The following is a 20,614-nucleotide window of genomic DNA, read 5'->3' on the forward strand; positions in this document are numbered from 1 at the left end:
AGATGCCGGTTCCGTTGTATGAGACGAAGGCGGAGTTCTTCCGCATGCTCGGGCATCCCGTGCGCATCCGGGTGCTGGAGCTGCTGCAGGACGGCCCCAAGCCGGTCCGTGATCTGCTCGCGGCGATCGAGGTCGAGCCGTCCAATCTGTCGCAGCAGCTCGCGGTGTTGCGCCGCTCCGGGATCGTCACCGCCACCCGTACCGGCTCGACGGTGGTGTACGAGCTGGCGGGCGGCGATGTGGCGGACCTGCTGGCCGCGGCCCGGCGGATCCTGTCCGTGCTGCTGGCCGGGCGCCAGGGCCTGCTCGACGAGCTGCGCCGCACGCAGGCGGCGCGGTGACGGACGGCGCCCGCAGGTTCCGGATGCCGTGGCACCGCGGCCGGCCGGCGGCCGGCATCGAGCACGTCCACCCGCCGGTGCGCCGGCACATCGCCTCGGTGCGGGTGGGATCCGACGCCGTACGGGAAGCCCGCGAGGCGGTGGCCGAACACTTCGCCGAGGCCGGTGTCGCTCCCGGCTCCGCCTTCGCGGACGCGGTGCTGCTCGTGGTCAGCGAGCTGGTCGCCAACGTGCTGCGGCACGCCGCGCACTCGCCGTTGATGGACGTAGGCCTCACGGTCGCGGGCGAGCAACTCGTCGTCAGCGTCGCGGACGCCGAGCCGCGGCTGCCCGATCTGACGCTCGAGGGCATGGGTAGCGGGCTGCGGACGGTGGCCGAGCTGGCCGCCGACTACGACGGGGACGTGAGTGCCGAGCCGGCCGTCGATCATGACGGGAAGGTCGTTCTCGTGCGGTTCGAGATCCCCGTGTGAGCGTGCGTGTCGGCGGCGCGCCATGCCCGAGTGGGACAGGTCCAGGGTCCGCAAGGGCCGACCGGCCCTGATCCGGGACCCGGCCGACTCTCGCGACTCGGACCCCGTCCGGAGATGATCAAGTGAAGCCGTTGGTGGGCCGGCCAAGGCTGCTGTGAGGTGGGAAGAGAGGAAACCCAAGAGTGATCGCTGTTGTGGGGCACCCCGATCTCACCGCTCCGACGCTCGCGCTGCTGGAGGAGGAGCTGCGCTCGCGGCTGGCTGACTTCGCCCGGGCCGGCAGGGCCGGGGTGGTACGGGCCGGGCGCGGACTTCCGGTTGCCTTCGGGCGGGCCGCCCGCGAGGCGGGGCTGGCCCTGGTCACGGTCCTGCCGTCCCACAACAGCGTGCCCGCGCAGCTCACCGAGCCCGACCGCAAGGCGGCCGGGGAGCTGTTGCTGCTGTCGGAGCAGGTGCGGCTGCTGGAGTTCGACCCGGCCGACCGCGGTGCCTGTGTGAGCGCGGACGAGAAGCTGCTGCGCGCCTGCGCCCGCGTACTGGCCGTCTGGGACGGCTCGCCGTCGAACGGCCGGGACGCCACGGCCCACCTCGTGGCCTACGCCCGCAGTCACGGGGTCGCCGTCGACGTGCTCTGGCCGCACGGGGCCGCGCACCGCACCGCCCGCGGGGAGCCGTCATGACCAGCGCCGGCTCCCGCATGGTCGAGCTGGACCGGGAGGAGTCGCTCGAGCTGCTGGCCGGCGTGCCCATGGGGCGCGTGGGCTTCACCCACCAGGCACTGCCGGTGATCCGGCCGGTCAACCACCTCGTGAGCGACGGCGGCGACATCGTCATCCGCACCCACGCCGGGGCCGCGCTGCTGGCGTCGGCGTCGGCGTCGGAGGTGGTGGTGTACGAGGCCGACGAGATCGACGCGGCCACCCGGACCGGCTGGAGTGTGATGGTCACCGGCACCGCGAACCGGGTGACGGAACCTCAGGAGCTGTCCCGCTTCAACGCCGAGCTCTCGCCGTGGATCAACACGGAGATGGAGCATGTCGTACGCATCCGGGCCGAGCTGGTGACCGGTTACCGTCTCCTGCGCTGAGGCGTCGCCGTCAGACCTTCTTGACCACGCTGGACTTGAGCTGCATGGCGCCGAACCCGTCGACCTTGCAGTCGATGTCGTGGCCGTCCACGCCGTCGGCGAGGCGGATGTTGCGCACCTTGGTGCCGGCCTTGATTCCGGTCGGGCTGCCCTTGACCTTCAGGGTCTTGACGACCGTCACGGTGTCGCCGTCGGCGAGCACGTTGCCGACCGAGTCCTTGATCACCTCGGCCGCGGTACCGGCCGCGGACTCCTCGGACGGCGACCACTCGTGCCCGCATTCGGGGCAGACCAGCAGCGCGCCCATCTCGTAGGTGTAGGCGCCGGAACATTCGGGGCAGGGGGGAAGGGTCTCGCTCATGGCACAGGTGTCTTTCAGTCGGTGAGCCGATAGGGACGTCAGGTGGGCCAGCCGTCGGTGCGCCACGCCTGCGGCCCCGCCTCGGAGTCCACGACTACGACAACCTCGTCAACGCCCCCGCCCAGAACGACATCCCGTCGCCCGCCCGCGCTCGGTCCTCACCGGCCGGCCCACCGCCATCACCTGGGGCGGCAAGTGGGAGGACGGCCTCGGCGGCGCTCCGGAGCACGCCGGCGCCGACCCCAACCTGACCGGCGAGTGGGCGCGGAAGGTGAAGTTCGAGTTCGAGCAGACCTTCCTGTTCCACCTGCCCCGTCTGTGCGAGCACTGCCTCAACCCGGCCTGTGTCTCCGCCTGTCCGTCGGGTGCGATGTACAAGCGCGTGGAGGACGGCATCGTCCTCGTCGACCAGGACCGGTGCCGCGGCTGGCGGATGTGCGTGACGGCGTGCCCGTACAAGAAGGTGTACGTCAACCACGCCACCGGCAAGGCCGAGAAGTGCACCTTCTGCTTCCCGCGCATCGAGGCCGGGCAGCCGACGGTCTGCTCGGAGACCTGTGTGGGCCGGCTGCGCTACCTGGGGCTGTTGCTGTACGACGCCGACCGCGTCGGCGAGGCCGCCGCCACCCCCGACGAGCATGACCTGCTGGACGCCCAGCGCGGTGTCTTCCTCGACCCGCACGACTCCGAGGTCGTCGCGGCGGCGAGGGAGTCCGGGATCCCGCAGGACTGGCTGGACGCCGCCCGCCGCTCCCCGGTGTACGACCTGGTCATGCGCTACAAGGTGGCGCTGCCGCCGCACCCGGAGTACCGGACGATGCCGATGGTCTGGTACGTTCCGCCGCTCTCCCCCGTTCTCGACGCCGTCGACGCGGCCGGCGGCGGCCAGGACGATCCCGACCACGTCTTCGCCGCCGTCACCCGGCTGCGCATCCCGCTGGAGTATCTGGCGGAGCTGTTCACCGCCGGGGACACCGGTGTCGTCGCCGGAGTGCTGATGAAGCTCACCGCGCTGCGCTCGTACATGCGCGAACGCACCCTCGGGCACGAGGGCGACGACTCGGCCCTCAAGGCGGTCGGCCTCACCGGCCGCGAGGCCGAGGACCTGCACCGGCTCCTCGCCGTCGCCAAGTACGCCGACCGGTACGTCGTCCCCGCCGCCCACAAGGAGGACGCCGCCGCGCTCACCGCTATGGAGAACCGCTGCCCGGTCGAGTCCGCCGTCCCCGACGAGCCCCGCAAGGTCATGCTCGGCATCCCCACCCTGCGCCGCAACACAACCGGAGGCCGTCCGTGAGCCCGCTGCCCACCACTGTGCCGGCCATCGTCCGCACCCGCGTCCGCGCGGCCGTACGCCGCCCCGCCCGCCTCACGCCCGAGGAGGCCGAGGCGCGCGCCCTGCTGCTGCGGCTGTGCTCGCTGCTGCTGCAGTACCCGGACGCCGAACTCAGCACCGCGCGACCGGTGTTGGTCGCCACTGTCGATGCACTGCCGCCCTCGCCCGCCGCCGGGCATCTGGCCGCCTTCACCTCCTGGCTCGCCGACCAGGAGCCGGAGGCGCTGGAGCGGCACTACGTCGAGATGTTCGACCTGCGGCGCAAGAGCAGCCTGTACCTGACCTACTACCTGCACGGCGACACCCGCCGCCGCGGCATGGCCCTGCTCACTCTCGCCCAGCGCTACCGTGCCGCCGTCTGGGACACCGACGGCGGCGAACTGCCCGACCATCTCCCGGTCGTCCTGGAGTTCCACCGCGCCCTCATCGACGCCGACTCCCCCTACCGGCACGTCCTCGCCGCGCTGATCACCCTGCTGCCGCCGCCGACCGAGGCGGATCTGCTCGCCGTGGCCGAGCTGGCCGCCCAGGGCCCGCCGAACGAGGACGTCGGCCTCGACCCGTACGGGGCGGGCGAGTTCGCACCGCCGGGAGCCTTCGTCCCGCCCGAGCAGGCCCCGCCCACCCTCGCCCGACCGGCCGACCCGCACCGTCAGGAGGACCGCTGATGAACGCCTCCGCAGCCGACCTCCTCCTCTGGGTCGCCGTCCCCTACATCTGCCTGGCCGTGTTCGCCGTCGGGCACGTCTGGCGCTACCGCCAGGACCAGTTCGGCTGGACCTCCCGCACCAGCCAGCTCCTGGAGCACCGCTGGCTGCGCTTCGGCAGCCCGCTGTTCCACCTCGGTGCCTTCATGGTGATCGCCGGGCACGTCGTGGGGCTCGCCATCCCCGACTCGTGGACCGAGGCCGTCGGCATCAGCGAGCACGCCTACCACACCACCGCCGTGTGGGCGGGCTCGGTGGCGGGCGTCGCCATGGTCGCAGGTCTGGGCATGCTGTGCGCGCGCCGCCTGCTGACCCGGCAGATCCGGCTCGGCACCGACCGCAGCGACAAGCTCCTCTTCCCGCTGCTGTCCGCCACCGTGCTGCTCGGCATCACCGCCACCTTCGCCCACAACGTCGTCGGCGACGGCTACGACTACCGCTCCACCGTCTCGGTCTGGTTCCGCGGCCTGTTCACCCTCCAGCCGCGGCCGGAGGCGATCAGCGGCGCGCCGCTGCTGTTCCGACTGCACGCCCTGACCGCGTTCCTGCTGTTCGCGGCCTGGCCGTTCACCCGCCTCGTCCACGTGTGGAGCGCCCCCGTCGGCTACCTCGCCCGCCCCTACCTCGTCTACCGGCGCCGGGCGACCACCCCGGCACCGGCGCGGCGCGACAGGGTGCGGGCAGAAGGGTGAGAAAGACACCCCGGCCCCCGCGATCGCGGGGGCCGGGGTGTGCGGGTCGGGACTCGGGCTCAGTCCTCCGCGTGGGCCAGCCACAGGTCGGGGCCGAAGACCTCGTAGCGGATGTGGCGGGCGGGGGTGCCGACCCGCAGCAGTTGGGTGCGCACGGCGCGCATGAAGGGCAGCGAGCCGCACAGGTAGACGTCGGCGTCGGCGGGCAGGTCGATGTCGTCGAGGTCCATCAGGCCGGCGTGGGCGCCCGGTTCGTCGGCCGCGTTCTGCTCGTACCAGAACTGGGCGCGGGCGCCCGGCAGTTCCTCCAGGGCGCGGTCGGTGTCGGCGCGCAGCGCGTGGTCGGCCGGGGAGCGGTCGGCGTGCAGGACCCACACGGTGCGCTCGGCTCCGGTGGCCGCGAGGTGCTCGAGCATGCCGACCATCGGGGTGCAGCCGATGCCCGCCGACACCAGCAGCAGCGGGGTGTCGGCGTCGTCGAGCACCACGTCGCCGAACGGCGCCGACAGGGTGAGTTCGTCACCGGCCCGGACGGTGCGGTGCAGTTGGCTGGACACCTCGCCCTCGGGGGCGTCGGCGACGCTCGCGACCCGCTTGACGGTGATGCGCCGCAGACCGTCGCCGGGAGCGTTGGACAGGCTGTACTGGCGGGTCTGGTGGATGCCGTCGGGCATGGGCACGCGGACGCTGACGTACTGGCCGGCGCGGGCCGCGGGCAGGGGGGCGTCGTCGGCCGGGCGCAGCAGGAAGGAGGCCACGTCCGGGGTCTCCTCCCGCCGCTCGACCACGGTCCACTGCCGCCACGGCTTGCGGGGATCGACCTGCGCCTCCTGGTAGAGGCGGGCCTCGCGGGCGACGAGGGCACCCGCCATCAGCCAGTACACCTCGTCCCAGGCCGCGGCCACCTCGGGGGTGACCGCCTCGCCCAGTACGTCGCCGATGGCACGGAACAGATACTTGTGGACGATCGTGTACTGGTCCTCGGTGACGCCGAGCGCGGCGTGCTTGTGGGCGATCCTCGCCAGCAGCGCGTCCGGGCGGGCGTCGGGGTCGGCCAGCAGCGCCTGCGCGAAGCCCGCGATGGATCCGGCCAGGGCCCGGCGCTGCTCGCCGCTGGCCTGGTTGCCGCGGTTGAACAGCCCGTCAAGGAGCTCGGGCTGCTCGGTGAACATGACGCCGTAGAAACGTGCCGTGATCTCGTCGAGGGCGCCGCCGACGGCGGGCAGGGTGGCTCGCACGACGGCGGCCGACTCGGGCGAAAGCATGAATCTCCCTTTGCAGGTGCGGTGTGCCGGGGTGTGCACAGCCGGGCGCCGTCCGGCGGATCCGGTCGGCCCACCGATCGTCGCGGCGCCGCCGCCGGCTGTCATAGGGCCGAACAACCCGAAGGAAGGGCCCATCCGGTCCGATCACGCGGTCCCGGGCCGCCGGGGAGGAAGCTCGGTCAGGCCATGTCGAGGACGTCCCGGACCGGGCGGCGGGGCGTGGCCGGGCCCTGGGGGCCGTAGCCGAGGCGCAGCACCATCTGCACATGTCCCCGGCCCGACATCGGGTCTCGGGCGAGCCGGCGCAGGTCGTCGCTCTCCAGCGGGTGGGAGGTCAAGGAGGTGGCCAGGCCGGCCAGGGTCGCCTCGAGCAGGGTCCGCTCGAGCGCCTGTCCGGCGCGCAGCCAGTCGGCCGGCCGGTCGCCGGGGGTGCTGAGCAGGGCCAGGTGGGGGCGCCGTTCGAAGGCGGTGGACCCGCGGTCGGCCACGGGCCGGCGCCCGGCGAAGTCCCGCCAGGGGGCCTTGCCGTCCCGTCTGCGGGGTCCGAAGGCGTACTCCGGGACGCCGTCGACGGCGGTGTCCGCCTCCGCGCCGAGCCGGGTCCAGCGGACCAGGTCCACTCTGCTCCCGGGCTCCGTGGCGTCGCGGCTCTCGGCGTCGTGGACGAGGTCGAGCAGGGTCTCGGCGTGCCAGTCGCCGGGAAAGAGCAGGACGGCCTCCTCCGCCGCCGAGGCCTCCACCAGCGTGGCCCGCACATCGTCCGGGATGTCCTTCTCGTCGAAGGGGTGGCGGCTGGTGTGCCGCTGCCGGATCGCGGGGTACAGCCACGCCAGGGCGTCGTCGGCCCGCGCCGTCTCCTCGGGGCGGGCCAGCCGGACCGCGGCGGGTCCCCGGGCTCGGGCGGCTGCCGGACGTCCGTGGTCAGGCCCGCGTGGGCGGCGGCGACGCGCAGGTTCAGCAGGGCCGCGCCGCAGCCGATGTGCAGCGCCCGGTTGCCGAGGTCGGACCGCGGCATCGCCCGCTCGAGGTCGGCGCGCAGCACGAGCAGCCGCTCCGCGGCGACGAAGCGGAAGCGCCACGGCTGGGCGTTGTGCAGGGACGGGGCGGTCGTGGCGTCGGCGACCAGTGCGGTCACCGTCTCGGCGTCGAGCTGCTGCGCGACCATCACAGCCTCCTCGCCGCCCGGGCGAGTACCGCTACGACCCGGGCTCCAGTATCGGCTGTTTCATACCGTCGAGGCTCGCACGAGGGTGTTCTCTCCGGCGCGGCCCGCGAAGTGGTCCGCGACGTTCGCCACGGTGGTCTCGGCGATCTGGCCCACCGCGTCCCGGGTGAAGTACGCCTGGTGGGAGGTGACCAGGACGTTGCCGAAGGTCATCAGCCGCGCCAGCCGCTCGTCGGTCATGACCTCCAGCGACTTGTCCAGGAAGAACACCCCGGCCTCCTCCTCGTACACGTCCAGGCCCACCCCGGCGAGCCGCCCGGCGCGCAGGGTCTCCAGCAGGGCGTCGGTGTCGATCAGGCCGCCCCGGCTGGAGTTGACCAGGATCGCGTCGTCCTTCATCAGGCCCAGGGCCCCGGCGTCGACGAGGTGATGGGTGTCGGGAAGCAGCGGCACATGCAGGCTGACCAGGTCCGCCTCGGCGAACAGCCGCTCCCGCTCGACGTACTCCATGCCGAGCGCCAGGCAGTCGGGGTTCTCGGCGATGTCCCAGCCCAGCAGCCGCATTCCGAAACCGTGGGCGATCCGGGCGAACGCCGCCCCGATCTTGCCGGTGCCCACCACGCCGGCGGTCCGGCCGTGCAGGTCGCGGCCCATCAGTCCGTCGAGCCGGAAGTCGAACTCCCGGGTGCGATGGGCCGCCCGCACGATACGGCGGTCGACTGCCAGGGCCAGGGCCCAGGCGAACTCGGCGACCGAGTACGGCGAGTAGTACGACACCCGGGCCACGGTCAGCCCGAGCTTCTCGGCGGCGGCGAGGTCGATGTTGTTGTAGCCGGTGGCCCGCTGGGCGATCATCCTCGTGCCGCCCTCGGAGAGCTGCCGCAGCACCTCGGCGTCCAGGGAGTCGTTGACGCTGCTGAGCACGACCTCGCGGCCGGCGGCGGTGGGCGCGGTGTCCCGGTCCAGGAACAGGCTCAGAGAGCGCAGCTCATGCCGGCCGCCGAAGGCGCGCTCGAACGCCTCCCTCAGCAGCGGCTCCTCGTCGGCGAGAACACCGTAGGCGACGATCTCCATGTGCGGTCCTCCCTCGGGCGGTGATCACCTCTCCACCGTAGGCGGCTGAAGCCGAGGAGGAGAGGGCCGATGGGCCCACGTGTGACGAGGGGGACCCAAGGTCCCGATGCCGAGGTCGGACGGCCCTGTGACCGGGGCGGGTGCGCGCAGCACGCTGGAACCCGGGAACGATCACAAGGAGTGAAGCAGATGACGGTCACCGACACCGGTACGCACGGGGCCCCCGCCGTCGAGGTACGGGCAGCGGGCGACGTGGACCGGGAAGCTCGCGCGTACGTCCGGGCCAAGGTCGACGCGGCCCTGGGCCGACCGGGGCTTGCGCCCGTCGACGGAGAGGTGCGGATCGCCCGGGCGGCGGCACACCACGCCGAACTGCCGTGGACGGCCGAGGCCGAGATCCGCCTGGGCAACACCCTCGTGGTCGTGCACGCGCGGGAGGCCAGTGCGCGCGAGCTCGCGGACCGGCTGCACGACCGGCTGCGCGGCCAGGTGCGGCGCGTCCTGCACAGGAACAGCACCCGCAGGTCGGCCACGCCGCCCCCGTGGCGCGGTGGACCGGTCAAGGACCGGTAGAGGAGGTGGCAGCCGTGAAGACCCGCGTCGTCGGCGAGGTCATGACCAGCGAGGTGATCCAAGCCCGCCGGGAGATGTCGTACAAGGAGGTGGCACGGCTGCTGCACGGGCACCGGATCAGCGGAGTGCCCGTCGTCGACCACGACGGCAAGGTCCTGGGAGTCATCTCGGAGACCGACCTCATCCGCCGCCAGGCCGCCCAGGCCGAACGAGGCACCGGACGGCGCCGGTTCCGGATCCCGGCACTGCGCCGCTCCGCCCGTGCCGCGGCCGCCAAGGCGCGCGCCACGACCGCTCAGGAGCTGATGTCCACCCCGGCGATCACCGTGCACCCGGAGCAGCGCGTCGCGGACGCGGCCCGGGTGATGGAACGGCACCGCGTCGAGCGGCTTCCGGTGGTGGACGAGGAGGACCGGCTGATCGGTATCGCCACCCGCCGTGACCTGCTGCGGGTCTTCCTGCGGACGGACGAGGAGATCCGCCGGGAGGTGATCGACGAGGTCCTCACCCGTGCCATGAGCCTGCCGCCCCACACCGAGTTCGTCTCGGTCGACGACGGCATGGTCAAGCTGGAGGGGCGGCTGGAACACCGCGGCGACATCCCGCTGGTCCTCCGGCTGACCTGGCGGATCGACGGGGTCGTCGGCGTGGTGAACGGCCTGACCTTCCGCGTCGACGACAGTTCGTCAGGCTTGCGGCGGCACCAATCCCTGCCGAACCGCGAACAGCGCGGCCTGGGTGCGTGAGGTGAGGCGGAGCTTGCGCAGCACGTTGCTCACGTGGGTGCGGGCGGTGCGCTCGCTGATCACCAGCTCGTCGGCGATCTGCTGGTTCGACCGCCCCTCGGCGACGAGGACCAGGACGTCGCGTTCCCGGCCGGTGAGCGCGGCGAGCCCGGTCGGCGGTGAGACGATCTCCTGGGTGAGTCCCCTGGCCACCGCGGGATCGAGGAAGACCTCGCCGCGGGCGGCGGCACGGATCGCGGCGACCACCTCGCCCGCCTCGGCGTCCTTGAGGAGATAGCCGGCCGCGCCCTGTGCGAGCGCGGTGTGGACGCGTTCCATCTCGCCGAAGCTGGTGAGGACCACGACCCGTATGCCGGGGTGGCGCCGCCTGATCGTTCCGATCGCCGTGGCCCCGTCCATCTTCGGCATGATCAGGTCGATCAGCACCACGTCCGGCAGTTCCCCGTGCGCCGCCATCGCGTCCAGCCGGGTGAGCGCCTCCTGCCCGTCGGCGGCCTCCGCGGCCACCTCCATGTCGTCCAGGACCTCGAGGTAGGCGCGGATCCCCCGGCGTACGACGGCATGGTCGTCGACGATCAGGACCCGTATGGAGCGGGCTGCGGCGTCTCGCTCAGCGGCACCGCCCGCGGGGTCCTGCGGTGGCCGTCCGGATCCGAGGGGGGCGGCTCCGGGACCCGTACCGGAAGGGGTATGACGATGCGCACGGTCGTGCCGCTCCTCGCCCCGGACCTGATCCTCATGGTGCCGCCCCATCGCTCCGCCCTTTCCCGCATGGTCGTCAGTCCGTAGCCGTGCTCCCAGGCCTGTCCGTCGCCCTCGCCCTGCGGCGCGGTGCCGCGCCCGCCCGAGGCCACGAGGCCACGGCCGTCGTCGCGGACGCTCGCGGTCAGGGTGTGGTCGTGTACGCCGAGGCGGATGGTGACGGCGGTGGCCTCGGCGTGCTTGACCACGTTGTGGATGGCCTCCGCGACGATCCGGTACATGTCCTCGGCGAGGTCCTCCTCGACCGCGTCCAGTTCCCGGCCGCACAGCAACCGGATGCCGAGGCCGGTCCGGTTCTCCGTGCTGGTGACGAGCGCGCTCACCGCCTCCTCCAGGCCGAGCCGGGTGGAGGAGGACGGACGCAGTTCGTGGACCATCGCCCTCAGATCGGCCAGGACGGTCCGCGAGAGTGCCCCGACCTCGCCCGCGAAGGCCCGCACCGAGTCCGCGGGCACCGCCTCGCCGCGCGCGCCCAGCACGCCGAGGGCGTTGGCCTGCATGCCGATGGAGAACACCTGCTGGACGATCGAGTCGTGCAGGTCGCGAGCGAGCCGCTGACGCTCGTTGCGGCGCGCTCCCTCACGCTCGCGCTGGAGCAGTGTGGCGTGGTCGACGGCGAAGGCGGCCTGTTCCGCCATGCCGGCGAGGAAGTCCAGCGTCCGGCCACCGATCTCCTGCCCCGGTGCGAAGTAGGCGTTGAGCACGCCTGCGGCGCGGCCTCGTGCCGTCAGCGGGACGCTGACGAAGGAGTCCCAGTTCAGCTCCCCGAGGTAGGTGTGGAGCGGCTCCCAGGCCGGGTCCTCGCGGATCTGGGCCCATCGGTGGGGGACGACGATCGGCCGGCGCTCCCGCAGCGCGTCCAGCATGCACAGCCGGGCGCCCCGGTCGCGGCACTCCAGCAGCCGGTCGAGGAACACGTCCCAGTGCCGCAGCCCGGCGGAGCCCATCAGCCGCAGTTCGCGGCCGGTGCTGTCCAGGATGAGGATCTGTGCGCCGGCCAGACCGTCGGCCTGGACGATCTGCCGTGCCACGGCCTCCAGCGTGGAGCCGAGCGAGCCCTCGGAGGCCAGCGCGATGGACGTCTGGGCCAGGGCCGCGATCCTGCGCTGCCGGTGCCGCTCGTCGGTCACGTCGCGGAACGACACGACCGTGAGCGCCGGGTCGGTGCGCAGGCCACGGGCTCGGTAGGCGAACTCGCGTCGCGGTCCGTCGGCGGGCGCCCAGGGGGCGACCCGCTCGTCCGGGTGGACGGCGTGGGCCGAGTGGTCCTCCGCGAGCGCGAACGGGGCGGGCTCACCGAGCAGTTCGGCCTCCTCCGCCGCCCCGAACAGCGCGACCGCCGCCGGGTTGAGGCGGACGAACCGGCCCGTGCGGTCCAGTACGACGAGGCCGTCCGGCGCCACGGCGGCGACCTCGTCCCACCCGATGAGCGGCGTACCGGACATGACCGATCTCCTCGTCATCGTCGTCGTCATCGACGAGCGCTGTGCATCGTACGCCGACGTATTCGGGGCAGGCCTACGTCATTCGACCTGTTCCTCGGCGGGTCGAAGCGCAGAGCCGGGTTCGGTCATCGCTCCCGTTCCGGCGGGCATGGCCGCTGTCTACGGTGAGGAGGGCCCTGCGGGTCACTGATGCCGACGAGAGATCCGCAGGGCCAAGGAGGTCTTGGGTATGGACGTGTCCATCGGCACGATCTGGGAGGCGGTCTGCCGCGCGCTGCCCGATGCCGTCGCCGTCGCGGAACCCGGCCGGGAGACCACGTACCGGGAGTTCGACGAGCGCGCCGCACAGCTGGCCACCGCTCTGGAGGAGGCCGGGGTGGGCGAGGGCGACACCGTGGCCTGCTACTTGTTCAACGGCGCCACGTACCTGGAGACGGTCTACGCCGCCTTCAAACTCGGCGCCGTACCGGTGAACGCCAACTACCGCTACACCGGCGAGGAACTCTCCGGGCTCCTCATCGACGCCGACGCGGCCGCCGTCGTCTTCAGCGGCGCCCTGGCCGACCGGGTCACGCACGCGGCCGGACACGTACGCACCCTGAAGCTGCTCGTCAGAGCGGGCGAACCGGCCGCCGACCGCCCGGCCGGACCCGACGTGCCCGAACTCGAGGAGCTGCTGACCGCGCACGCACCACGTGCGCCGCGGCCGCGTCCCGGGTCGGACCGGCTGTTCATGTACACCGGCGGCACCACGGGCAGGCCGAAGGGCGTCATGTGGCGGCAGAGCGACCTGCTCCACTCCCTCGTGGTCCCGATCTTCCACCCGCTCGGTGTCACCGAACTCCCTGCGAGCCTCGACGAGGCCGTGGCCGTCGCGGCCAAGGCCCACCACGAGAACCGTGCCCCGACCACCATGCCCGTCGTGCCGCTCATGCACGCCACCGGGCTGTTCAACACCATGGGCGCCCTGATGGTGGGCGGCACAGCCGTCACCGCCCGGCAGGGCGGCCTCGACCCGGAGCACGTCTGGCACACCATCGCCGAGCAGCGCGTCGACACGGCCATCGTGGCGGGCAACGCCGTGTGCCGGCCGCTCGTCGACGAACTGGTGCGTGCCGAACAGGCCGGGACGCCGCACGACTTGGGCTCCCTGCGCAGGATCATCAGCTCCGGCACCGCGCTCAGCGACGTGCTCAAGAGGGAGCTGCACGAGCGCGCCGAGGTCACGGTCGTCGACGCCATCGCGTCGAGTGAGGGCGGGCCGTTCGCCTTCGCGATCACCTCGTCGGTACGGGACCTGCCCGCCCGCTTCTTCCCCGTACCCGCGACACGGGTGATCGACATGGCCGACCGCTTCGTCGAACCCGGCGGCGACGAGACGGGCTACCTCGCCTACCGCGGGCCCATGCCGCTCGGCTACTACAAGGACTCCGCGAAGAGCGCGACGACGTTCCGCACCATCGGCGGGGTCCGATACGCCATCCCCGGCGATCTCGCCACGATCGAGGCCGACGGCGCGATCCGGTTCCTCGGCCGCGGCTCCGGCGTGATCAACACCGGTGGAGAGAAGGTGCACCCCCAGGAGGTCGAGAACCTCCTGCTGACCCACCCGGCAGTGACCGACTGCGTCGTCGTGGGCGTCCCCGACGAGACCTGGGGCGAACGGGTGGCGGCCGTCGTCGCTGTCCGGCCGGACAGCGCCGCGAAGGCCGAGGACCTGCGCGACTGGGTCCGGCGAAGCCTCGCCGGCTACAAGGTGCCGCGAGCCGTCGTCCTGACGGACGCCCTGCCACGCACCCCGACCGGCAAGCTCGAACTCGCGTGGGCGCGCAAGACCGCCCGGGCCGCCGTCGCGGACGACCGGCAGCGCGGGCCGGCATGACGGGGGGTCGCGGGACGGGGCGGGGCCCGTGGAGCCACACGTCTGGGGCCCTCTCCGGGAGCCGGTGTTCGGCCCCCGGCGCGCATTGCTCAGCGGACGTGGCGCGCGACGCCGGTCGCCTTCGCCATCAGCCACTCCAGCGGGCCGCGGGAGACATACCGGGACCAGAGCATCGCGAAGGCCATCGCACTCACGATGAAGCCGACCAGCACACGCAGCGGTGAGCCGGGCAGTTCCTCGACTCCCAGGAACTGGATGCCGACGATGTGGAACACGTAGGCCGTCAGCGACATGAAGCCGACCGTGATGACCGGCCCGGCCAGGCGGCGCAGGCGGGGGAAGGCGTCCACGGCGGCGAGGCAGGCGATCACGACCGCGATCGCCACGCCGGTGTTGGCGAGGATCGACAGGGTCGTCTCGCTGTGCGGGGAGGCCGCCGGCAGCCAGTAGGGGGTGTCATCGAACGGGAAACCGGCCGTGTCGGACCCCCACGCACTCGCCGGGTGCCCGCCCCCGGACGCACCGATGGCGACGAGCGCGCCGGGCACGAGGTGGAGCGCCGGCCAGGAGCCGCCGTAGCCGACGACCGTGAGCGCCGCACCGGTCAGCGCCAGGCGTACGCGTACGGCGGTGGAGGCGAGGTCGAGGCGGGCGACAGCCATGCCGGCGATGACGAACGGGAGCCAGGTCAGGGCGGGGTAGCTGCCGGTGACGAGCAGGGAAAGCGGTCCGTCGGGCTCACCTGGCGAGGGGAGTCCGCGGTCGCCGAGCACCTGCTTCACCACATACAGCACCTGGGGCAGGACGAGGGCCGTGCCCGCCGCGATCACGGCCAGCGGGCCTGCGCCGAGCCGGTACAGCGGCAGGACGAGCAGGAAGTACCCGCCGTAGAAGGCGAGTATCACCTCGACCGGGGTGCCGGACAGGGTGAGCGCCGTGCCCAGGGCCAGCAGGATCACGGCCCGGATGAGCACCTTCGCGGCGGCCTGGCGTCCGGCCCGGCCCGTCTTCGGCGTGCCGCGCCCGGTGATGAGCACGACGGCGAAACCCGCCAGGAAGGCGAAGAGGGCGGAGGAGCGGCCGTGGGCCGGCTCCATCAGGAAGCCGATGACGCCGCCCTGGCTCGGGGCGGGGCCCACGTGGACCGCGTACATGCCGAAGACGGCGAGGCCGCGGGCCAGGTCCAGGCCGATCAACCGGCCCATGCCGGGCGCGCCGGTCGAGGGCTCACCGTGCTCGCGTGCAGGGGACGGCGCGTCAGCCGGGAGCGGCGGGGAGTCTGCCTGCTGCGTCATGCTTCTCAGGCTGGGGACCGGGCCGATCACGGAGTATCCGGCAGACGGCTGCCGTGCCCCTGCCGACTGGTGGGTGCTACCCCGCCGTGTGGCTGGAGCTGCCGCTCGCCGGGCCGCCGGGGCGCCGCATGGCCTTAAGGTCGAGGCGGTAAGAGCCGGGCGGTGGGAACGAAGGTGAGGCGGAGCGCGCGTGAACCGGGTGGTGCGGGTAGTGGTGGTGGACGACGAGGCACTGGTCCGCTCGGGCTTCGAACTCATCCTGGGTGCCTCGGAGGACATCGAGGTCGTCGCGACCGCGAGCGGCGGCGAGGCCGTGGCGACCGTCCGCCGGGAGCGGCCCGACGTGGTGCTGCTGGACATCCGGATGCCGGACGTCGACGGGCTCACCGTGCTGCGCGAGCTGCGGACGATGCCGGACCCTCCGGTGGTGGCGATGCTGACGACCTTCGACGCCGACGAGTACATCCTGACCGCGCTGCACACCGGCGCGGCCGGATTCCTGCTCAAGGACACCGAACCGGACCAGCTCGCCCACCTGGTCCGCACCCTGGCCGCCGGCGGCGTGGTGCTCTCCCCCAAGGCGTCGCGGACCCTGCTGCACAGCCACTCCGGCACCCAGGCCGCCGTCGACGAGGACGCCGCCCGCGTCCGGCTGCTGACCGCCCGCGAGCGCGATGTCCTCGTGCTGGTGGCGGAGGGGATGTCGAACGCCGACATCGGGGCGCGCATCCACCTGGGCGCCGGCACGGTCAAGGACCACGTCAGCGCCATCCTCACGAAACTGCGGGTGACGAGCCGGGTGCAGGCGGCCCTGCTGGCGCAGCGGGCCGGACTGCTCGACGAGCACCCGCGATCGGAAGCCCGGCCATGAGCCGCGCACGCGAGCTGTGGAAGCGGGTTCCCGCGCCGGTCATCGACCTCGCCCTGGTGGCGGTGGCGGCCGTGGACGTGTGGCTGAACATGTGGGACACGACGCGAGCCGGTGTCGCGCTGGCCGCGGTCGGCTGCGCCGCGTTGGCGTTCCGGCGCAGGTTCCCGCTCGGGGTGTTCCTGCTCACCGTGCCCATCGCGCTGATGCAGGAAGTCCCGGTCGCTGTACTCGTGGCGCTGTTCACGCTGGCCGAACGCTCCCGCAACCGCCGGCTCCTCGCGGTCTGCGCCGCCCTGACCGCCGTCGCGGGCAGTGTCCCGTGGCCCCTGGCCGAGGTCGACCGGACCATGACACTGGTCTTCTTCGTGTACGGCCTGGCCACTGCCGCCGCCCCGGTCCTCTTCGGCCAACTCCTGCAGACGCACCGGGACTTGGCGGGGCGGTTGGTCGAGATCGAGGAGGCGAGGGAGCACGAGCGGGCCCTGCACGCCCAGGCCGTGCTCGCCCGCGAACGCGCCCAACTGGCCCGCGAGATGCACGACGTCGTCTCCCACCAGGTCAGCCTGATCGCCGTACGGGCCGGAGCCCTCCAGGTCGCCGCCAAGGACGCGGACGCCAAGGAGGCCGCCCGCACGATCCGTTCGCTGAGTGTCACCACGCTCGACGAACTGCGCACCATGGTCACCCTGCTGCGCGCCTCCGGCGGCCACGCCACCGAGCTGACCCCCCAGCCCACCCTGGCCGACCTGCGCAAACTGGTGGAATCCAGCGGCACTCACGTGGAACTGACAGGTGAGCTGCCGCCCGCCGTGGGCACGCCCGCACAACGGGCCCTCTACCGCACGGTCCAGGAAGCGCTGACCAACGTCCGCAAGCACGCCCCCGGCGCCACGGCGTGCGTCGAGCTGTGGCAGGACGGCGACGACGTCGGAGTGACCGTCACCAACACCCCGCCCACGCGTCCCTCCCTGCCCCTGCCCGGCTCACAGCAGGGCCTGGTCGGTCTACGCGAACGGGCCGAGATCCTGCACGGCACCCTGGAGACGGGCCCGACCACGGAGGGCGGCTACCGGGTGCGGCTGCGGGTTCCCCTCAGCACTGACTGAGACCGCTCGGGTCGGTCCGGGGCGACGGCGATGCGCTGCCGCTCCGCCTGCGTGATCCGGGAGATCGGGTGGTGACCGCGCGCAGCGCGACAGCCACCCGACGAGCGTCTTCTACGGTCTGCCGAGCACCGCGTCGGCGGATCTGAGCACCAGGTCGTGGTCATGTGTCCATTGGGGCCGCAGCGACAGCGCACCGCCGGGTCCCGTGCACCGGACGGCAGGGAACACACTCACGTCCCGGCGGTCGACGAGGTCGCCGGTCACCATCGCCAGACGGACCTCCGGCCCGCCGTACGCGCTCAGGCGCAGTTCCCACAGCGCCTCTCCTCCGGGATGGAGTTCCGCCACCACCTCGACCGGCAGGGTGATGCGGAAGTCGCCGTGCGGATCGACGGCACAAGGGGCGTCGATGAGGTGCCCGCCGTCTGCCCGCAGCCGGGCCAGGAAGCGGTAGTGGTGCGCTCGCGCCGTCCGTCCGTGGAGCGAGCCCGTCAACCGGATCGCCTTGTCGTCGACCTCGACCGACGTGACTTCCGCGTGCGCCGGCCGGAGCCAGGCGCGCACGGCGAGGCTCCCGTCTTCGGTCGCGTACGGGATCCACGTCCGCACTCCCCCGTCCGCCGGCCGGAGGGCCACGGGATCCAGGAGGCGCGCGGTCTCGACGAGCCCCGCCCGGACGGGGCGCGGCCTTCTGCCGCCGACGCGGCTCAGAGCGACGTCCCAGTCGCCCTCGGCGAGTTCCCAGTGACGTTGGTCGAGGACCGCCCGCATGCTGCCGTCGCCGCCCGTGTCGGACCGTTCGAGTTCCATGCTGTGGACAGCGGGGGCGATGCTCTCGTTCCGTGGCAGCAGGACCAGCATCCAGCCACCGGGCGCCAGTTGGCCGGTCGGCACCTGGAATGCGAGTGCACCACCGGACACCACCTGGCAGTTGACCGCGACAGACTGGCGGAGCCGACCAACGCCCAGGGCGGGCAGCCGAGTTGGCCGCCTCGGCCCGATCACGGCCTTCCTTGACCGGCGGCGGCCGGGCTTCGGCCGAAGGCCGGCGAAAAGGGCCTCGTACTGCCCGGCGATGTACTCGGGCCGGAAGCGCTCGGAGTTCCGCAGGGCCGCGGCGGCCATCCGACCGCGCTCGGCCTCGTTCTCGATCAGCCGGCAGAGGGCGTCGGCGAGCGCGTCCTCGACCGGACCGTGGTCCGGGACCAGGAGGCCGTCCTCGCCGTGCGTGATGATCTCGCGGGGTGCGTGGTCGCGGTCGGTACTCACCACCGGCAGACCGCAGCTCATGGCCTCCACGACGGATATGCCCGAGGGTTCCGTGCCGCTCGACGTCACGGCGAGGGCGCCCTTGGCCCACTCCGGTGCCATGGGAGTGCGGGCGCCCATCAGAAAGACGTTGTTGTAGAGGCCGAGTTCCTCGATGCGGCGCCGCAGCCGCAGCCGCTCCTGGCCGCGTCCGTAGATCCGCAGACTCCAGTCCGGGTGCACGGCGGCGACCTTGGCGAACGCGTCCACGAGACGGTCGTAGCGCTTCATCGGTGTCAGCCGGCCGGCGGCCAGCACCACCCTCGACTCACCGGTGGAGGGCTCGGCGGCGGAGGGAGGGCAGCAGACGGGGATGCTCGTCACCCGCGTCCGCGCGCCGGGGAGGGCCGCGCGGTGAGCGCGCTCGTCGGCCTGGGAGAGGGTCACGTAGGCGTCGAGTCGGGAGACGGCCGTGTCCAGGTCGCCCAGCAGCGCGGTCCCGTGCGCGTCGCGGCCGGCGTACTCCTGGCCGACGCGCAGGTAGTCGCTACGGCCGTGCTCGGCGAGGAAACAGACGAGGTACGGCCGCGTCGCGATCACCACGTCGGCGTCGGTGCTCCGGAGATACGCGGCGAGGCGTGTCTCGCCGAGCCGGCTGGGCGGTGTCCAGCCGGCGTGAACGCCATCATGCGGGCACACGATGCCTGGAGCGCGCTGGTCCGCCGCCTCGGCCGCGGTACGCCGGGCGCCGGGACGCAGGTCCACCAGCGCCCGCGTCCTCACCCCGTCCGCCGCCGCGAGCGGCATCCGGTCGGCGGTCCGGTGGTAGGAGACGATCTCCACCTCGTGACGTGCCGCGAGTGCGGCGGCGAGGGCGCTCGTGGCTCGGACCGTGCCATCGATCGCGTAGGCGTTGTGGAGCAGAAAGGTGATCTTCAAGGGTCTTGTCACGGCGTTGGGCAGGAAGATGACGCCCCGCCCGCCGTTCCAGGCCGGCCTGCCCACGCGATCGTGGTCCTCGGCGACGTCGCCGCCCGGGGCGTCACTGTGTTCATTCGCCGTACTCCTCCGCTCTTGACCCACACCTCCATCCCATCGCGCCGCCCTCGGACATTCACTCCGCCGACCAGCGGGACCACCCCCGCCGACAGGCCGGACTCCACCATCCGAAAGGGGGAGCCGTGCATGCGTCGCGGTGCGGGAGGACGCTGCGTGGTAGGGCGGGCAGCGGGTGGAGAGCGGAACGCACGCTTCAGCGTCATGCGGATGCTTGGTCTGGTCGCGCCCCGAGCCATGATCGATAGATGGATGACGCGTGTGGGTCAGGCGTGGTCCACAAGCTGTGCCTGTCCTCGGCGGCGCGCGCAGTGGGCGCAGCAGAAGAACTGTCCGTGCGCCGATTGAAGGCCGTGACCGAGGATGCGGCATCCACAGTTGTCACAGGTAGGCGCGATCCGTTGAGCCGCGCACTCGAGGCTGTCGAAGATGTGGGTGGCGTCGGGTGTCCTCACCTCGAACGCCATCTCGTAGTCGTTGCTGCAGACCTCGCAAACTGCCATGGACCTCGCTCCTTGCTGTCCCGCGCCGGTGGCCCGGTGTCTGGTGAGTGGCGGCTGCTTCCGACTGTGTTCCACTGCCGAGGCACGGCGGACCTCGTTCAGGCGGTGGCGTACACCCGCTCGGCGAATTCGGCGATCTGATGCTCGTTGAGATGCCGGGCGATGTCCCGCTCGCTGATGATGCCGACGAGTGTTTTGTTCTCGATCACCGGCAGGCGCTTGATCTGGTGCCGCTCCATCGTTTCGAGCACCTCGCTGACGTCGGCGTCGACGTCGATCCACTGCGGGGTTCCCTCGCACAGCTCCGTGCACGGAGTGTCCGCGGGGTTCAGACCCTCGGCGACGCACTTCACCACGATGTCCCGGTCGGTGATGATGCCGCACATCCTGCCGTCGTCCTCACAGACCGGCAGTGCGCCGACCTCCAGTCGTTTCATCATCTCCGCCGCGCGTGCGAGGGTTTCCGCCTTGTTGATGCATTCTGCGCCTCGGTGCATGATCTGCCCGGCAACCGGCATGGGGTCCTCCTGGTTCGGCCTGCTTGGGAAGCGTCTGACTCCCCCCCTTGTCCTGGTACGCGCTGCCACGCTAAGCACGGCCGCTCCGCGACGCCGTGTCGTGGTACG

19 protein-coding genes and 2 pseudogenes are annotated in these 20,614 nt (G+C 72.4%); 12 read left to right on the plus strand and 9 right to left on the minus strand.

The genetic code is table 11. The annotated features are described in order from the left end of the window. Positions 1–2 precede the first annotated feature (2 nt). The 4 genes from ACP4J3_RS31450 to ACP4J3_RS31465 all read left to right on the plus strand — a co-directional run bounded on the left by ACP4J3_RS31450 (position 3) and on the right by ACP4J3_RS31465 (position 1,901). Positions 3–341, plus strand: coding sequence for an ArsR/SmtB family transcription factor (locus tag ACP4J3_RS31450; RefSeq protein WP_426539479.1), 339 nt, complete (start codon positions 3–5; stop codon positions 339–341). Continuing rightward, the gene (locus ACP4J3_RS31455; protein ID WP_426539480.1) at positions 338–814 is read left to right on the plus strand and encodes an ATP-binding protein; all 477 of its coding nucleotides are present in this window, start codon (positions 338–340) and stop codon (positions 812–814) included. Before ACP4J3_RS31450 ends, ACP4J3_RS31455 begins: the two co-directional genes overlap by 4 nt. Before the next feature lie 182 nt (positions 815–996). Further along, positions 997–1,494 carry a hypothetical protein gene (locus ACP4J3_RS31460; RefSeq protein WP_426539482.1) on the plus strand — a complete coding sequence of 166 codons (498 nt, stop codon included), beginning with the start codon at positions 997–999 and terminating at the stop codon, positions 1,492–1,494. After that, the gene (locus ACP4J3_RS31465) at positions 1,491–1,901 is read left to right on the plus strand and encodes a pyridoxamine 5'-phosphate oxidase family protein (RefSeq protein ID WP_426539483.1); all 411 of its coding nucleotides are present in this window, start codon (positions 1,491–1,493) and stop codon (positions 1,899–1,901) included. Before ACP4J3_RS31460 ends, ACP4J3_RS31465 begins: the two co-directional genes overlap by 4 nt. Before the next feature lie 10 nt (positions 1,902–1,911). Here the strand turns inward: ACP4J3_RS31465 and ACP4J3_RS31470 are convergent, their stop codons facing one another. Further along, positions 1,912–2,262 carry a zinc ribbon domain-containing protein YjdM gene (locus tag ACP4J3_RS31470; RefSeq protein ID WP_426539485.1) on the minus strand — a complete coding sequence of 117 codons (351 nt, stop codon included), beginning with the start codon at positions 2,260–2,262 and terminating at the stop codon, positions 1,912–1,914. Positions 2,263–2,351: 89 nt separating this feature from the next. Between ACP4J3_RS31470 and narH the strand changes: the two are divergent. From narH to narI, 3 genes and pseudogenes are all read left to right on the plus strand, one after another. After that, positions 2,352–3,559 (plus strand): annotated as a pseudogene (narH, locus tag ACP4J3_RS31475) (nitrate reductase subunit beta); the annotation flags it as partial. Further along, positions 3,556–4,266, plus strand: a complete 711-nt coding sequence (gene narJ / locus ACP4J3_RS31480; RefSeq protein WP_426539486.1) for a nitrate reductase molybdenum cofactor assembly chaperone — start codon at positions 3,556–3,558, stop codon at positions 4,264–4,266. The pseudogene narH and the gene narJ, both read left to right, overlap by 4 nt. Continuing rightward, a complete protein-coding gene (narI, locus tag ACP4J3_RS31485) occupies positions 4,266–4,997 on the plus strand; it encodes a respiratory nitrate reductase subunit gamma (RefSeq protein ID WP_426539487.1) in 732 nt (243 codons plus the stop codon). Before narJ ends, narI begins: the two co-directional genes overlap by 1 nt. Before the next feature lie 59 nt (positions 4,998–5,056). On the opposite strand, the gene ACP4J3_RS31490 is transcribed toward narI, so the two are convergent. From ACP4J3_RS31490 to ACP4J3_RS31500, 3 genes and pseudogenes are all read right to left on the minus strand, one after another. Then, on the minus strand, positions 5,057–6,262 hold the full coding sequence (locus ACP4J3_RS31490; protein ID WP_426539488.1) for a globin domain-containing protein: 1,206 nt from the start codon (positions 6,260–6,262) through the stop codon (positions 5,057–5,059). Between the two features lie 179 nt (positions 6,263–6,441). Next, a pseudogene (locus ACP4J3_RS31495) lies at positions 6,442–7,427 on the minus strand (Acg family FMN-binding oxidoreductase). A 60-nt stretch (positions 7,428–7,487) separates the two neighbouring features. After that, on the minus strand, positions 7,488–8,501 hold the full coding sequence (locus tag ACP4J3_RS31500; protein ID WP_426539489.1) for a 2-hydroxyacid dehydrogenase: 1,014 nt from the start codon (positions 8,499–8,501) through the stop codon (positions 7,488–7,490). Positions 8,502–8,690: 189 nt separating this feature from the next. Between ACP4J3_RS31500 and ACP4J3_RS31505 the strand changes: the two genes are divergently transcribed. After that, complete coding sequence (locus tag ACP4J3_RS31505; RefSeq protein ID WP_426539490.1) at positions 8,691–9,074, plus strand: hypothetical protein; 384 nt, start codon at positions 8,691–8,693, stop codon at positions 9,072–9,074. Between the two features lie 14 nt (positions 9,075–9,088). Next, the gene (locus ACP4J3_RS31510; RefSeq protein WP_426539491.1) at positions 9,089–9,820 is read left to right on the plus strand and encodes a CBS domain-containing protein; all 732 of its coding nucleotides are present in this window, start codon (positions 9,089–9,091) and stop codon (positions 9,818–9,820) included. On the opposite strand, the gene ACP4J3_RS31515 is transcribed toward ACP4J3_RS31510, so the two are convergent. Beyond that, on the minus strand, positions 9,761–10,408 hold the full coding sequence (locus ACP4J3_RS31515) for a response regulator (RefSeq protein ID WP_426539547.1): 648 nt from the start codon (positions 10,406–10,408) through the stop codon (positions 9,761–9,763). The genes ACP4J3_RS31510 and ACP4J3_RS31515 overlap by 60 nt on opposite strands. After that, positions 10,396–12,027 (minus strand): ATP-binding protein, encoded by a 1,632-nt coding sequence (locus tag ACP4J3_RS31520; protein WP_426539493.1) that lies wholly within the window; start codon positions 12,025–12,027, stop codon positions 10,396–10,398. The genes ACP4J3_RS31515 and ACP4J3_RS31520 overlap by 13 nt, the downstream gene beginning before the upstream one ends. Before the next feature lie 229 nt (positions 12,028–12,256). Between ACP4J3_RS31520 and ACP4J3_RS31525 the strand changes: the two genes are divergently transcribed. Beyond that, a complete protein-coding gene (locus ACP4J3_RS31525) occupies positions 12,257–13,909 on the plus strand; it encodes an AMP-binding protein (protein WP_426539494.1) in 1,653 nt (550 codons plus the stop codon). Between the two features lie 89 nt (positions 13,910–13,998). Here ACP4J3_RS31525 and ACP4J3_RS31530 read toward each other — a convergent pair whose 3' ends face one another. Further along, the gene (locus ACP4J3_RS31530; RefSeq protein WP_426539495.1) at positions 13,999–15,204 is read right to left on the minus strand and encodes a DUF418 domain-containing protein; all 1,206 of its coding nucleotides are present in this window, start codon (positions 15,202–15,204) and stop codon (positions 13,999–14,001) included. A 199-nt stretch (positions 15,205–15,403) separates the two neighbouring features. Here ACP4J3_RS31530 and ACP4J3_RS31535 point away from each other — a divergent pair, with 199 nt between their 5' ends. Both ACP4J3_RS31535 and ACP4J3_RS31540 read left to right on the plus strand, forming a co-directional pair. Then, positions 15,404–16,075 (plus strand): response regulator, encoded by a 672-nt coding sequence (locus ACP4J3_RS31535; RefSeq protein ID WP_426539548.1) that lies wholly within the window; start codon positions 15,404–15,406, stop codon positions 16,073–16,075. Further along, the gene (locus ACP4J3_RS31540; RefSeq protein WP_426539497.1) at positions 16,072–17,181 is read left to right on the plus strand and encodes a sensor histidine kinase; all 1,110 of its coding nucleotides are present in this window, start codon (positions 16,072–16,074) and stop codon (positions 17,179–17,181) included. The genes ACP4J3_RS31535 and ACP4J3_RS31540 overlap by 4 nt, the downstream gene beginning before the upstream one ends. 111 nt (positions 17,182–17,292) lie before the next feature. On the opposite strand, the gene ACP4J3_RS31545 is transcribed toward ACP4J3_RS31540, so the two are convergent. Both ACP4J3_RS31545 and ACP4J3_RS31550 read right to left on the minus strand, forming a co-directional pair. Then, positions 17,293–19,434 (minus strand): glycosyltransferase, encoded by a 2,142-nt coding sequence (locus tag ACP4J3_RS31545; RefSeq protein WP_426539498.1) that lies wholly within the window; start codon positions 19,432–19,434, stop codon positions 17,293–17,295. 652 nt (positions 19,435–20,086) lie between these two features. Continuing rightward, positions 20,087–20,506 carry a CBS domain-containing protein gene (locus tag ACP4J3_RS31550; protein ID WP_426539499.1) on the minus strand — a complete coding sequence of 140 codons (420 nt, stop codon included), beginning with the start codon at positions 20,504–20,506 and terminating at the stop codon, positions 20,087–20,089. Positions 20,507–20,614: the final 108 nt, after the last annotated feature.

The organism is Streptomyces sp. UG1 (assembly GCF_049974585.1).
GTDB lineage: Bacteria > Actinomycetota > Actinomycetes > Streptomycetales > Streptomycetaceae > Streptomyces.